The sequence below is a fragment of the Streptomyces sp. NPDC055955 genome (assembly GCF_042270245.1).
In the GTDB taxonomy this organism is placed as follows: domain Bacteria; phylum Actinomycetota; class Actinomycetes; order Streptomycetales; family Streptomycetaceae; genus Streptomyces.
On sequence record NZ_JBHJYS010000041.1, the window covers coordinates 13458 to 27695 of the forward strand.

Annotated in this window: 11 protein-coding genes; all 11 read left to right on the forward strand. The window is 68.7% G+C overall.

Features of this window, described 5'->3' with window-relative positions; all coding sequences use genetic code 11:
• Window positions 1–163 precede the first annotated feature (163 nt).
• The 11 genes from ACFC96_RS44525 (at window position 164) to ACFC96_RS44575 (ending at window position 14191) form a co-directional block, all read left to right on the forward strand.
• Window positions 164–1069 (forward strand): conjugal transfer protein, encoded by a 906-nt coding sequence (locus tag ACFC96_RS44525; protein ID WP_376618357.1) that lies wholly within the window; start codon window positions 164–166, stop codon window positions 1067–1069.
• The gene (locus ACFC96_RS44530) at window positions 1066–1398 is read left to right on the forward strand and encodes a hypothetical protein (RefSeq protein WP_376618359.1); all 333 of its coding nucleotides are present in this window, start codon (window positions 1066–1068) and stop codon (window positions 1396–1398) included. The genes ACFC96_RS44525 and ACFC96_RS44530 overlap by 4 nt, the downstream gene beginning before the upstream one ends.
• A complete protein-coding gene (locus tag ACFC96_RS44535) occupies window positions 1395–1937 on the forward strand; it encodes a hypothetical protein (RefSeq protein ID WP_376618361.1) in 543 nt (180 codons plus the stop codon). Before ACFC96_RS44530 ends, ACFC96_RS44535 begins: the two co-directional genes overlap by 4 nt.
• Window positions 1937–4636 carry an ATP-binding protein gene (locus ACFC96_RS44540; RefSeq protein ID WP_376618363.1) on the forward strand — a complete coding sequence of 900 codons (2700 nt, stop codon included), beginning with the start codon at window positions 1937–1939 and terminating at the stop codon, window positions 4634–4636. Before ACFC96_RS44535 ends, ACFC96_RS44540 begins: the two co-directional genes overlap by 1 nt.
• On the forward strand, window positions 4633–5046 hold the full coding sequence (locus ACFC96_RS44545) for a hypothetical protein (protein WP_376618365.1): 414 nt from the start codon (window positions 4633–4635) through the stop codon (window positions 5044–5046). Before ACFC96_RS44540 ends, ACFC96_RS44545 begins: the two co-directional genes overlap by 4 nt.
• Window positions 4974–7841 carry a hypothetical protein gene (locus tag ACFC96_RS44550; RefSeq protein ID WP_376618367.1) on the forward strand — a complete coding sequence of 956 codons (2868 nt, stop codon included), beginning with the start codon at window positions 4974–4976 and terminating at the stop codon, window positions 7839–7841. The genes ACFC96_RS44545 and ACFC96_RS44550 overlap by 73 nt, the downstream gene beginning before the upstream one ends.
• Entirely contained in the window at window positions 7838–9013 is a 1176-nt protein-coding gene (locus ACFC96_RS44555; RefSeq protein ID WP_376618369.1) for a C40 family peptidase, read from the forward strand. Before ACFC96_RS44550 ends, ACFC96_RS44555 begins: the two co-directional genes overlap by 4 nt.
• A gap of 371 nt (window positions 9014–9384) precedes the next feature.
• Window positions 9385–9681 carry a hypothetical protein gene (locus ACFC96_RS44560; protein WP_376618371.1) on the forward strand — a complete coding sequence of 99 codons (297 nt, stop codon included), beginning with the start codon at window positions 9385–9387 and terminating at the stop codon, window positions 9679–9681.
• Complete coding sequence (locus tag ACFC96_RS44565; RefSeq protein WP_376618373.1) at window positions 9648–12278, forward strand: ATP/GTP-binding protein; 2631 nt, start codon at window positions 9648–9650, stop codon at window positions 12276–12278. Before ACFC96_RS44560 ends, ACFC96_RS44565 begins: the two co-directional genes overlap by 34 nt.
• A gap of 429 nt (window positions 12279–12707) precedes the next feature.
• Window positions 12708–13319, forward strand: coding sequence for a hypothetical protein (locus ACFC96_RS44570; protein WP_376618375.1), 612 nt, complete (start codon window positions 12708–12710; stop codon window positions 13317–13319).
• 11 nt (window positions 13320–13330) lie between these two features.
• Window positions 13331–14191, forward strand: coding sequence for an ATP/GTP-binding protein (locus ACFC96_RS44575; protein WP_376618377.1), 861 nt, complete (start codon window positions 13331–13333; stop codon window positions 14189–14191).
• Window positions 14192–14238: the final 47 nt, after the last annotated feature.

Below are 14238 nucleotides of genomic sequence, written 5' to 3' on the forward strand. Positions count from 1 at the left end.
GCGGGCGTCACAAGAAGGGCGTACCGAAACGCGTACCGGTTTGCGTACCGGTCCAACGTGACCAACTCGCAACCGCCAGCCCCAGAAACCGGTACGCCAACCGGTACACCCTGCAGGGTTGGCTCATGGCATCAACCACTCCTCCTACTCCGGGAGTTCGCCGATGCCAGCACCCACCGTTGAGGCGCCGTCGACCGCGGCCGGTCTCGACCTCCACCGCACCCGCCGCACCGTCCGTCTCGGGCGAGCCGGTGTGTGGGCCTGCCTTATGACCGGCCCGGCAGCCTTCGCCCTGGCTCTCGTCCAGCCGGCCACCACCGTGGTCGCCCAGGACGCCCCCGCACCAGCTCGCACCAGCTCTGCCGCGGCAGCACCGGCCGACCCGTCCGGCTATGTCGCCGAGTTCGTCGACGCCTGGCTGCGCTCGGATAGCAACACACCTGACAGCGCCCCTGCGCTGCGCGCCGCGTCGTTCGCCCCCGACGTCGCGCTGCCCGAACCGGCCGCAGGGGTGAAGGCCCCGCAGAAGGTGACAGCGGTACGCAGCGTGCACCGCAACGGCAGCCAGTGGTCGGTGACCGTGGCTGCCCAGTACTCCGACACGGTCCGCTACTTCGCCGTGCCGGTCACCGCAACCACGTCCGGCGGCGCCATCGCTGTCACCGGCACCCCTGCTCTCGTGGCCGCTCCGGCCGTGGCCAAGGGTGCGCTCTCGACCTACCGGGTCGAGGTACCTGATGGGCCGCTGACCGACACCATCGGAGACTTCCTGAACGCCTACCTTGCGGGCAGCAGCAACGTCGACCGCTACCTCGCCCCGCAGACTTCCCTGGCTGCGGTCACTCCGGCAGGCGCCGATCAGGTCGACGTCGAGACGGTCACCGCACGGGAGGAGGCGGCGGCCGCCGAAGAGGTCGCCTCCGACAGCACCCGCGTGCACGTGACGGCAAGCGTGGTCGCACACACGAAGTCCGGGACATGGCCGCTGGGCTATGAGCTCACCCTGGCGGCGCGTGGCGGGCGCTGGGAGATCGCCGAGCTCACCTCGGGCGGGGGTGCGGCGAAGTGAGCACGCTGCACCCGATGGTGCTCGCCGGGCAGCTCAGTGACCTGGGCGACAGCTGGATCGGCATGTTCAAGGACTGGGCCACCAATGGCCTGGCCGTCATGCTGCTCATCATCGTCCTCTACGTACTGATCACCAGATTCAGTCTCAAGGCCGGGGTCGGCGCGCTGCTGTTGATGGTGCTCGCCCTGGGCATCTACCAGGCCCGGCAGGACCTGGCGGACAAGGTGGAGGACGAGGTCAAGAACCCGGCCAAGGGCGCAGCCCAGCTCCACGTGCCCTACCTGCCGGGGTCCGTGACCCCGCACGGGCCGAGTCGGGGGGCGTCGTGAGCACGGCCGAGCCTGCGCGTACGGCCCGGTTCTATACGAGTGCGCGGCGTCTGCCGTGGGTGATCGGGAAGTTCGCCGACTGGAAGATCCCCTTCGGACCGTTCAACGCGGTGCAGATCGGCGTGATGTCGATCGGCGGCCTGGTACTGGTGCGGACTGCCCCGTACTGGTGGTCGTTACTGGGCCCTGTGCCGGTCGTCCTGTGGGTGGCTGCGCTCTTCGTGTGCCGCCGTCACAAGGTCGCCGGCCGAACCCCTGTGGGTGCAGCCGTTGGCATGGGGGCCCGCCTGCTGCAGCCGACCGGCGGCCGGATCGGTGGCCGCGCCGCCCGCGACCGCCGTGCTCAGACACTCACCGGCACCTTCACCCTGCAGACCCTCACGCGGGACCAGGCCGTCACCGGAGAAGCTCGCGCCGTCGCTCCCAAGCGGCGTGGCGCTCGCCAAGCGACACGACCGCAGCCCGCAGCGCCTGCCGTCGTGCGCCGTCCCCTCTCCCCGGTCCAGGCCGCCCTCCTCACAGCGAAGGGACAGAACTGATGCGCGTTCCCATCCGTCACATTGCCGGGCATCTGCTGTGGTCGGCCGAGGGCCACACATGGGCGATGTACCGCCTGCACCCCAGCGCGGACGAACCCGGCCACTGCAGCGAGGCCGTCACCGGCGCCTACCTACCGGCTGTCGTCCGCGAGGAGCAGCTGCAGCGCATCACGCAGCTGGTGCGCTCCCTGTCAGGTGAGCCGCGGCTATTCGGGGTGTGCGCGCAGGTCGACCCGTCCGAAGTCGCGTGGCGCATGCTCGAAGGCCTCCACGACGACGAGACGGGTGAGTTGGTGCCGGAAGCGGGGCCGTGGGTCGAGCATGTCGAAGCCGCGCTCGACCTTCTGGACGGGCAGGAGATGCACCGCCGCACGCTGTGGCTGGCGGTGCCCCTCTCCACTGGAGCCAGGAACGGGCGGGGAATGCTCCCACGTGGCCTGGGAGTCGGTGCGTTCGGCGCACTGTCCGACTCTCTCGGTCTGAAGCCGACACCGGTCAGTGACACCGATCTCGCGCGGGCGCGTGAGAAGGCCGCGCAGATCGAGGCGCAGATGGCCGGAGCAGTCCCCTTCCGTCCGGCTCGTCCGGCCGAGATCGTTTGGCTCGTCCAGCACACGCTCCACCGCGGCATCAGTGAACCCCTCCTGTCCGAGGCCGCCTCCAGCGCGCTGTATGCGGGACGGGTGCGGCACGGCCTGCTCGTGTCCCCCAGTTACGCGGACCTCGGCCAGGTCCGCCTCGAGGAAGGCGGCTCACCGCGCGCCGCAGACGCGGACGGGGAAGATGGCGGCCGGCCCGCGCTGTTCGGGGGGTTCCTCAAGCGGGGCGGCACGTCGAGGGTGACGGGCCGACAGTGGTGGAAGGAGGCGACGTCGCCGATCCAGCGCCGGTGGCTGCAAGTCGAGACGCCGGAGGGAACCGGTTATCAGGCGCATCTGGTGCTGGCCGAATGCCCGCCCGCGTTGTCTGCGCAGGCTGCCGATCTTTTCGCGCAGCTCGACGTCCTGGACTTCCCGGTCGACTTCACCGTCGCTCTCACTTTGGTGGAGGCCGCCGAGGCGCGGCGCAAGATCCAGCGCAAGCGCACCGAGCTGGTCGACCAGGTCGACCAGTACGACGCTCGCCCCACCGGTCTGCCCTCCGACATTCCGGAGGCTGCCCGGGACCTTGGTGAGATGGACGCGCGCCTGGCGCGGACGTCGGCCGAGGTAGAGGTGCAGTCGGTCACGGTGTTGACGGTGTGGGCGCCGACTTCGACCCTGTGTGATGCCCGGGCGCGTGCGCTGGAGAAGCTGCTGGCCGGTGTCGACTACCGGGTCCTGCGGCCGGTCGGTCTGCAGAAGGAGCTGTTCACGCTCGGGCTGCCGGGCAGTGTCCGCCCCTTCGCCGTGCGGGAGTTCACCCAGCATCAGCTCGCGGAGGACTGGGCGATGTCCGGCGCTTTCGCCCGCAGTGAGGTCGGGGATCCGAACGGGATCCTGCTCGGCTTCGATCTGGACTGCGGCACCGCCCGCCCCGTGATGGTCAACGTGGCGGATGCGCCCAAGCAGGACGCGAGTGCCTCGCTCGCCGTCATCGGGGATCTCGGCGGCGGCAAGAGCGTGCTGCAGAAGAACGTGCAGGGCGCGGTCGTCGACCGTGGGGCTCGCGCCATCTGCATCGACCGGACCCCGTTGCGCGAGTGGGCCACGTTCGCCAAGGGCGCCGCCCCGGGCCGGTGCCAGGTCATCGACGCCGCGCAAGCCGAATTGTCCATCGACCCGCTGCGCCTGTTCCCCGGACCCGGGGGCCGCCAGTACGCGCTCAACTACCTCCTGCTCCAGCTCGGTATCGGCGCCATGACGGTGCAGGGTGAACTCCTGCACCACGCGGTCGAGCAAGCGGCAGGCCAGCCCGACGCCTCGATGGCCAAGGTCATCTCTGTTCTGGCCGAGACGGCCGCGGCCGGCACGGGCAAGCGCAGGGACGCGGCCACGTCGGTGGCGGGGATGCTGAACCTGGTTACGAGCAACCCGCTCGCTGCCATGATCTTTGACCCGACCCTGCCGATTGCCCGCCTGGACGGTTCGAGCATCGCCGATCTGATCGTGATCACGACGGCAGGGCTGACGCTGCCTCCGAAGCAGGCGTTCGAGAACCCGGAGATCCTCCACCAGCAGCCCCTTGAGGCCCTGATCGGCCGCGCGGCGCTGTATCTGATCGCGGCAATGGCACGCCAGGCCGCGTTCGCTGACCCGTCCCGGTTCTGCGCCGTGGTCACCGACGAGCTGTACTGGCTGACCAGCTCCGCCGAAGGCACCGCGCTCGTGCACGAGATCCTGCACGACGGCCGCAAGCACAACGCCGGACTGGTCGCCGGGTCGCACGACGACAAGGAACTCGGTCCCGACCGCGGGCTGTTCGCCTACAAGGTCCTGGCCCGTACGACGGACCGTGAGCGTGCCCGCCGCGGCCTGAACTTCATCGGGCTCGATGGCCGCAACGAGGAGCTGCTGCGGCTGGTGACCACCAACCTCTCCCCCGTCGGTGTCGCTGAACGCGCCGGCGAGATCCTCCTGACGGGGCCGCGGCAGAACACCGGCCGGATCAAGGTCCACATCCCCGACGTGGAGCGCATCGCCCGCCACATCACCACCACCCCCGGCAAGAGCCGCGCCACGGCCGCCGCCCCACGAGTGAGCAGGGAGGTGTCGGCGTGAGTAGCCGTCTGTGGGGACGTCGCCGCGCGCTCGCCGCCTGGACCTCGACCGGCACCGTGATCGTCGTACTCATTGCCGCGATCGCCTTCGTGATTGCCGCGCCCGATGTCCCTTCGGCCTGGTGGCCTCAGACCGGGGACGCGTTCGCTTCCTCGCCCAGCGCTCCGTCCGACGCGGCGACCACGCCGGTTCAAGGCGCTGCACACGGGCAGGGACCTTCCGCCACACCGTCGAATGAGTCCGAGGTGTGTGACGCGGTCGTGGGGCCGGCGCACAGCTACTGTCTGGGTGCCCCGGCCCCGCGGGCCTTCGGCGGCAGGCTCAAGCTGGCTGATTTGTGGCCGCTGGGCGCCCTGGGCGTTGGCGTCGCCGCCCTCCTGATTGTCAGCCGCCGTCGTCGGGGGTTGTGATGTGGCGCCTGGATCGCGGCACGCTGCGAGCGGCTGGCTTCGTCGCGCTGTTGGTGACGGTGTTCCTCACGGTGAACACGTCGGTCGCCTACGCCGCCACCAGCGCGAGTGCGCAGGGCGGGCTGCTTTCCCCGCTGGAGCTGGACACCTCCGAAGGTGTCTCTATCAAGGGCTACGAACTCGGGGCGCAGGGCGGCAGCGTGTTCTCTCTGACGTCCAACTGGCAGGCGATGATCCTCAGCGGTTTATTCACTGTGGTCCGGGTTTTGGTGGGGCTGGCATGCTGGGCCATCGAGGTCGCCTACCGCTTCCCATTGCTGAAGTTGCTGACGATGCCGGCGCAGCGTCTGTCGGAGATCTACACCGAGACGGTTGTCGATGATCTCGGCCTCAAGAGCATGCTGCTCACGTGGGCGTTCGTTTTCGGGCTCGTCCTGGTGGTGCTCGGCAAGCATGCCAAGGGGTTCGGTGAGATCGCCCTCACGCTGGTGATCGGCGCTCTGGCCGCCTCAGTGTTCATCACACCGACCTTCCTGCTCGGCAAAGAAGGTCCGATCCAGCAGGCCCAGTCGGCCGCAGCCGAGGTAGCTCAGAAGACTGTCAACGCGCACGCCTGGGGCGGCAAGATCTCCTCGGATGACCCGTGCGCGACCGTGTCCGGTCCTGCGTATCAGACGTGTTACGACACCCAGGATGCCAAGACGCCTGAGGCGCAGAAGATCGCGAAGCCGATTCAGGACGCGGTGACCAACTCTCTCGTGGTCAAGCCCTTCATGTTGCTGCAATACGGGCGGATTCTCGACCCGGCCCATCCGTCCGATCGCAAGGCGTACCAGGTGCACCTGAAGTGGGTGTCCGGCGGCTACGACACCAACGGCAGCCCAAAGAAGGAGGACAAGGACGATCCCTGCCGTCTGATCAAGGGCCCGGCCGGGCAGTACTGCGAGCGCGAGCCTGGCGACAAGGGTCCGGACACACTGCCGGAGCTGACACCGGGCGGAAAGCTCCTCGATGAGGTCGCTCCGGTCCTGTCCAAGGACGACCAGGAATTCGCCGCCTTCCTCAAAGACCTCAAGGCCGCCGGGCCCGTGGGCAAGGACTGCGCCGAGTACGCCGCCGAGCCCACCTGGTGGCGCGTCGCCGGCGTCGTCATGGTGTTTATCGCAGCCCTGCTGATCTGTGCGCTGCTCCTGTCGGCCGCCATGGTCCTCGTGGGAATCACGGCGGTATGCGCAGGTGCCGCCGCGAGTGGCGGGGTGTGCTTCGTGTGGGGCATGCTGCCGGGCCCGAGCAGGTCAGCAGTGTGGAAATGGCTGGCTCTGTTCGGGATTTCGATGGCCATGATCCTCGCCATCGCCACGTTCATCCCGGCCGTCGGGATCACCATCGACGTCATCCTGACCGACGGCCCGGACCTGCTGGCCGAGCGCCTCCTCCTCATTGATGTCGTGGCGCTCGTCGGCCTCGCCTTCCACCGCCGCCTCCTGATGGTGATCACCTCGTTCAGCCAGCGCCTCACGCTGCGCATGCGGTACGCGAAGATCGGCGGCAGCCACATGACCGGCGACTCCCAGCTGGGGGCCGCGCTCGCCATGAGTGGCGTAGGGGGCAGCTACTTCACTTCAGGGTCGCTGCGTGGTCACGGCAGGACAGGGCTCAGCACCGCTGGCCTCCTGCAGGGCGTGCTCGGTGGCGCAACCGACGGGGCCGGAATGCCCGGCGATCCGGCACGGCTGCTCGCCGACGCGAACGCGGAGGCCTCACGCGGCCTCGCCCCGATGGGTGCGGCAGTCCTGGGGGCCCGCCTTGCCGCGGGCGGTGCTTGGGCAGTCCTGGTGGGCAAAAATCCGGGCGCCGCCAAGCTCAACTCCCTTCGCAAGCCGACGGCCGACGCGGACAGCCAGGGCAGCGCCAACGGGCAGCCCTCCACGCCTTCCGGGCAGAGCTCCGCATCTTCGGGACGGCTCACAAGGGCAGCGGGCGGGCCGCGGGACCGCTACCGCGACGAGGACGGACAGATCATTGACCCGGACACCGGCGAGATCCTGCACGATCAGAAGACCGACCGCACTCTCTTGTCGACGCGCGCCCACAACCGCCTGGTGCGCCTGAGGGGTTACCGCATCGCCCACCACGGCGGTCGCCTGCTCTACGGGGCGACGATGGGCCTGCCCGTCACCGCCCGCACCGTCCAGGCCGGTGTCTCCCGTGCCACGGGCGACACCCGACAGCAGCTTCGAGTGTGGAGCAACACGCTGCGTCAGGACGGCCGCTCCTGGGGCAGCATGCTCCAGCAGCCCTCGGGGCAACCCTTGCCCAGCAGCGGCCGCATCACCGGCACCTCCAGCAGCACCACCGCACGCCCCGTACGGGCGACGGCCGCCGCGGCCGCACCCTCCGGGCGCACCGGGACATCCGGCTCGAGCGTCCCCAGCCCTGCCGCTGCCACCCCGTGGAGCACGCTGACTGCACCGTCCGGACCCGGAGCCGCCTCTGCGAGGCTGAACCCCGCTTCGGGGGGTGCCGGAACCGCAGCTACCAGCCCTGGGGCCGTCAGTCCCAGACCTCGCCCGAACACAACGCCCCCGGCGCAGCCCCAGCCTGGGCCACAGCCGCCTCCGGCGGGCAGTACAGGTCGCGTGTCTGGCTCGCCGCGGCGGCCCAGCGGTGGGCTCGGCTCCTCCGATGCCGCACGGCAAGCAGCGCAGGACATGTTCCGCCGCATCCAGGAGACCAACGCCCGCAGCCCGCGTCCCGCTGACGACACGGACCAAGACGGCGGTGACGACGAGTGAACAATCGCCGGCCGCAACGCCGCTCACACCGTCTCCTCAAGTGGGGCCTGGTCTTCGGCCTCCTTCTCGCCCTGACCGTAAGTTGCATGGCTCCCTTGTCCGACGCGGCCGACAGACTGGCCTTGCTGTCCCAGCAGGACAACGCCGACGTGGGCCTCGCCGAGGCCGGCAGCAGCGCGGACATCCCGCCACGGATGCTCGAGGCCTACAAGAACGCCGTGCAGATGATCGGTTCGAGGGTGCCGCATTGCCGGGGGATGCGCTGGCCGGTCCTGGCCGGGATCGCGAAGGTTGAGTCCAATCACGCCGCAGGACGCGCCATCGCTTCCGACGGCGACATCCGGCCCAAGATTCACGGGGTGCTCCTCAACGGCTCCGGCGCGGGCGGCAACACCAGCGTGTTCACCGACACCGATGGCGGCAAGTGGGACGGCACCGCGACGGGTGAGCGAGCTGTTGGACCCTTCCAGTTCATGCCCGCCACCTGGGAGTCAATCGGGCAGGACGGCAACAAGGACGGGGACCGGGACCCGCACAACGCGGATGACGCCGCGCTCGGCGCAGTCGTGTATCTGTGCGGGCGCGGCCGCGATCTGGGCAAGGCGGGCCAGCTACGGGCAGCGATCTTTCAGTACAACCACAGCAACGCCTACGTCGCCAACGTCATGAAGTGGATCGACCAGTACACGGCTGCCGCCCGTTCCGGCGGCAGTGCCGGCCTTATGGGAGTGAAGGGGAAGGCCCGCACGGTCCTCCAAGCCGCGCTCGCTCAGCGGGGGGTGCCGTACTCCTGGGGTGGCGGCACCGCGTCGGGACCTTCGACGGGGACGTGCTGCTCACCGAGCGGAAAGTCAGGCGCTTCGATCACCGGTTTCGACTGCTCGGGACTCACCACCTACGCGTTCGCCCGGGCCGGGATCAGCCTGCCGCGGACTGCCGCTGCCCAGGCCGGTCGTGGCCGGCGCATCCCCGCTTCCGCCGGTCAAGGTGCGCTCCAGCCGGGTGACTTGGTGTTCTTCGGGTACGCCCCGGGCCGGGATTCCACGATCTATCACGTCGGTATTTACGTCGGTGGCGGCCGGATGGTCAACGCTGCCCGGCCAGGCACTGCTGTGCGTTTCGACCCTGTGGATGCGATGCCCGGCTACGCGGGAGGTGCCAGGCTCCTGTGACCGCTCACGACGCTCCGAGTTCGCGCGGCCCCTGCCTGCTTCTTGCTTTGTCTGTGGCGCTGGGGGTGGCGGGCTGGCTGTTGCTGTCTTCTCCAGCTGCCACCCTCTCTGCTGTCCCGCCCCACGCCAGGGACGTGCCCAGTGCGGCCTCCCCGGCTCCGAGGAGCCCCGGTGCAGTGACCCGACCCTCCGCCGTCCAGCCTGGCGGCCGGCCCTCGGGCTCGGCTTCCGCGTCGGTTGCAGCGCCCAGCCCGGCGGCTGAGCTGCCGCCACGGGGCGAGGGGTTGGACGGTGACCGGGCTATCCAGCGCCTGCTGGAGCGCTCCTGGCCTGCCGACCTCCCTGGTGAGCAGGCTGCGACTCTTCTCGCCTTGGGAAGGAAGGTCCTGCTCGTCGACGCGACTGGCCTGGGCCGCGGCCAGTTCCCGACCGCCTTCCCCGAGGCCGCCGCCGGTGCGGGCCCCGTGGCTCCAGCGTTCACCCGGATCCGCATTCAGGCCGCCGTCGCCCGCCAAGACACTCGCTCGGGCCGGGCGGTGGTGCATTTGGTGTGGGCCGGGGCCGACCGCGGCGGCACCTACACGGACGGTCGCCTCACCGACATCCCCTTCCACCACGCTCGAGGAGACGGCACATGGACTCCCCTGCCGCCCACCACCCCGTCATGACACGCCTCGCTCTGCCCGACGCCGTCGACGTCGCCTTCATGCTCGGCCACGGCCTGCGGTGGGGGCTCGTGCACTGGTACGCGCCCCTCGCCCTGGTCCTGGCGGGGTGCGCCGTGCGGGAGGTGATCACGTACAAGGTGGCGGCGAAGGCCTCGCGCCAGCGGTGCGTGCTGCAGGTGGCACCCGCCCCGTATTTCGATCCGGATGAGGAACGCGTGCTGCGGCAGGGGTTGGCGGTGTTGAAGGTCGCGAACGCGCTGCCCTGGTGGGCACCCAAGCGCAGCCGCACGGTACGCATCCGGCTGCGCTCGGACGAACACCATCCCCTCTCCTACCAGTTGGAAGGGCCCGCGGGTGCGCAGAAGTTCCTGCGCACGAGTTCCTTCGGTGACGCGGTGACGATCACTGCCCTGGATCCGGTGGCCGACATCCCGGATGACAGGCGGAAGTTCGAGGTGCGCTCGGAGATGGTGCTGCGTGGCGATCCGGCCGCCTACCTGCGCAAGGTGCCCCTGGACCCTGACCCGCTGCAGCCCATCGTGGACGCCGTGTCCGCGCTGAAGACGGAGCTCGGAGATCTGGTGGAGATCTGTGTCGACCTGCAGCCCGCTCCACGGTGGGCGTTGCGCCTGCAGCGGCGGCAGTTGGTCCAGCGGGCTCGCGGCGAGGAGCAGAGGGAGGCCAGCGCCGTCTCACGGTGGTCGCGCCGAGAGGCCGCCGCGGCCGCCGATTCCCTGCGCGCTCTCGCCAGCGGCGACACCAAGACGGCCTCCATGGTGATGCCGCAGGTCCGGCGCATCGACCGGGACAAAGCTCTCGGCAAGCTCGCCAGCGACGCTCCCCTAGCCCGGGTGCAGATCCTGATCCGCTGCGCCTCCGACCACGAGAGCCGCGCCAGGGCTCTGGCGACCCAAGTCGGAGCAGGCTTCCAGGTGTTCACAAGTGAGGCGCGACTAGCGTCGCGCGGGATCCGCCTGCTGGGCTGGCACTGGGGCCCCGACCGGTGGCCGTTCAAAACGGGCTGGCAGCGCCGGTGGGACAGCGGACAGAACCGCCCGCCACGCGCAAACCTGGCCCGGCTGCCGGAACTCGCCGGGCTACTCAAGCCACCCACCGTGCATTGCCGTCTGCCACTGCTGCCCGCCCAACTGCCCACATTCGAGAGCGACAAGATGAGCGAACTGCTACTGCAAGGCGCGGTCGTAGAGGCCGACGGCACCCGCCGCCTGATCGCCACCTACGAACAGGAGACGCTGTTCGAAACCGGACTGGGCAAGGCCGGCGGCGGCAAGACAGAACGCGCGCTCGCACAGGCCATCATGGTCGCCCACGCGGGCGGTGGACTGCTGTATGTGGACCCGCACCGCGACTCCTGGGACCGCGCCGCCCCCTACCTCGCCCACCCCGACATCATGGACCGCATCCAGCTCATCGACCTCAACCCCGGCGGCGGCGACAATCCCGTGGGCAGCTGGAACCTGCTCGACATGAGTCACACCCGGCCTCGACACGACGTCGTCGCCTCCGTCGTCGACGGCCTCGCCGCCGGCATGAACTGGGACGACACCCAAACCCCTCGCGGCATCACCATCCTCACCTCCTGCGTCCAAGTCCTGACCGCCCTCAACAGCCGCGCCTGCCGCAACGCAAAACCGCAAGCTCAAGCCACCGTGTTCCACATCCGGGCCCTGCTCACCGACAAAGACTTCCGCACCCAGGCCCTTCGCACAGTGCTCGGCGACCTCGGCGAGGACACAGCCAGCTGGTGGACCACCGTGTTCCCCACCCTGTCCTTCGACGCATTCGGCATCATCCTCAACCCCCTCACCCGCCTGGCAGCAAACCCCGTCTACCACGCCTTCCTCGGTCAGCCCACCAGCCACTTCGACCTGCGCACCGCCATGGACCACAGGCGGATCGTGTGGATCTGCACAGCCGGCAACAGCCCCACCGACCGCCTCCTGTCCTCCCTGATCGCACACGAACTGCTACGCGCAGGCCGTTCCCGACGGGACACCCCGACCGGTGACCGCGTCCCGTTCCGCGCCTACCTCGACGAACTGATCACCATCGCCGGAAGCGCACCCGAGTCACTGGCCGCCATGTTCGAAGACCTCCGCAAATTCAAGGTCCGCATCCACGGCATGACCCAGGCCCTGGGACGCCTGCCGCAGGCCGTACGCGACGCGCTCCTGCAGAACTCCTCATCCCTGGCGACGACCACCGGCTCCCGCAAGGTCATCGCCTCAATCACCGCCGAGTGGGGCGACAAGCCCAGCCCCGAGCAGGTGATCGCGCTGCCCCGCTACCAGCACTACGCCTCGTTCACTGTCGACGGCCAGCGCATCGGGCCCCTGCGCCTGCATGGCATCCACCTCGATGACGACTTCAAAATGCTCGCCCGCCCCAAAGCCGTCCATGCCCTGGTCAACGCCGCTCAGAAAGGCGCCGGCAGCCGCCCACTGACCGAACGGACCGCTCGCGCCGCAGCCCAGACCGACCGAGTCCGCGCTCACCTCGGCGAGACCACGTCCTCATCCGGCACCGGGGCGACGCCGACCACAAGCGTCGTTGCCCTCACCAAATCGTTCAACTGAAGAACCAGACAGCCACACAAGCAGCTCCAGGGGTGGAACTGCGCGCAGTGCGGAGCCCGCCTGTACCGAGACTGTCAACTCGGTTCATTTTGCACCAAAGGCGCTCCGCTGCTCGCGGCCACGGAGCTCTGGGCTTGCGCACCGCTCTACCTGTGACCGTCACCGCCAGCGGTGGTAATTGAAAGTGGTACAGCAATTCCACGAAGGCGCTAAATCGCAGGGCAACTTGTCGACACGCCTTCGTCTTGTGACCGGGTAAGTCCCGAGTTGTGAACGGTAACTTCCTCATTTTGCTTGGGTTGTTGGATGGCATATGCGTAACCTTCTGACCACGCAAGCGCATCTGTGCAGCTCGTCCAGGGTGCCCGGGTGCGAACGAAGATGGCGCACGAGCCGTGCGCCTACTGCGTGCTCAAACGGGGAGGCAATATGAAACGCCAAGCAAACCAGAATGCGCATTCCGCTTTTCGCTTCCGGAACCAGGCCGTCTTGAGTTTCGCGCTGAGCGCCGTCCTCATGCTCTCCGGATGCGACTCATCTGCTGGCGGCGACAATCCATCTACTAAGTCCCCGGCGAGGCCTCCCACGCCCTCGGAGTCCTCGACCAAGGCCGATGCGGAGGCCGCGGAGAAGGCCTCCGTTCTCGACTCCTACCGGCGCATGTGGGCAGAGCAGATGAAGGCGTACCGCAAGGCGGATGCCAAGGGAACAGACCTCACGAAGTACGCCTCGCTCGACGCCTTGGGAAAGTTCCGGCTGGATCTTGCCCACATGAGGAAGTACAACACCGCCATCAGGGGCGAACTCGGCCACGAGGACACGAAGGTGTCCGCGCTCGACATGAACGCCAAGACCCCCAAGGCGACGGTGACCGACTGCGTGGATCTGTCCGACTGGCAGACCTACGACGTCAAGGCCAAGAAGGTCATCCCGCTCCCTAGCAACCAGCCAATGCGGTACATGGCCACGGCCAAGGCGGAGCGCTGGCACGGCCACTGGATGGTGACTGAATACACGCCGGACGGGGAGCGGAAGTGCTAAGTCGAGCAGCCGTGGCCGCGGCCATCCTGGTCGGCACACTCGCGTCGGGGGCGGACGCCGACGACGGTGGTCCAACCGTAGGAAACGACCAGGGCTGCCACGGTTCGATGGTTTCGGTCACCGTGTGCGCGCAAGCCGGTGGCCAGGCGCCCGGCCACAGCGGATCCCACGAGGCCAAGGGCGCGTCCAGCACTTCGGGCAGCGGGAAGTCAGCGGCCCCCAAGTGCACCTATACGAAGCTTGACCCACAGCCGCCGGCGAGCAACCTAGCGATGCAGGATGGCAAGCGCCAGGGCGGCAAGGGTGCGGTCTACCAGGTCCTGTGCATGGAAACGGGGCGTGTCGGGACGGTGTGGATTCCCGCCGGCCAACCTGCAGCGCCACAGATCGACCCCGAGGTTCTGGCCCACCGCGCGGTGGACTCCATGAAGCTGCTGGGCCCGGAGATCGCAAATCCCCGGGCGGCGGGGAAGTACGTGGTGGGCATGCCCACGTGGATGTGGGTCGACGAGTCACCGACCACCTTTGGACCGAACACGGCTACCGCCACTGCTGGCGGCGTCACCGTTACGGCGACGGCGAAGGTGTCGTCGATCCGCTGGAATATGGGTGACGGCACCGAGCCTGAGACCTGCGACGGACCGGGAACCAAGTACCAGGCGTCGATGGGCAAAGCGAAGTCCCCGGACTGCGGCCACGTCTACGAACAGGCGTCGTCGACCAGTAAGGGCGGCAAGTTCCACGGCACCGCGACAGCTACCTGGACCATCAACTGGCAGGTGATCGGCGCTCCCGCCAACGCCGGGCAGTTCACCGAAGTGCGAGCGACCCCGTTCTCGGTCGCTGTGCACGAGGTGCAAGTAGTCAACTGACATCGCGCGACGCTCATCACTACCCCCTGGAAAGGCACTTGACCGTC

Coding starts and splice junctions, on each gene's coding strand:
- ACFC96_RS44525 (WP_376618357.1), top strand. CDS start 164: ATGCCAGCACCCACCGTTGAGGCGCCGTCGACCGCGGCCGGTCTCGAC.
- ACFC96_RS44540 (WP_376618363.1), top strand. CDS start 1,937: ATGCGCGTTCCCATCCGTCACATTGCCGGGCATCTGCTGTGGTCGGCC.
- ACFC96_RS44565 (WP_376618373.1), top strand. CDS start 9,648: ATGGACTCCCCTGCCGCCCACCACCCCGTCATGACACGCCTCGCTCTG.
- ACFC96_RS44570 (WP_376618375.1), top strand. CDS start 12,708: ATGAAACGCCAAGCAAACCAGAATGCGCATTCCGCTTTTCGCTTCCGG.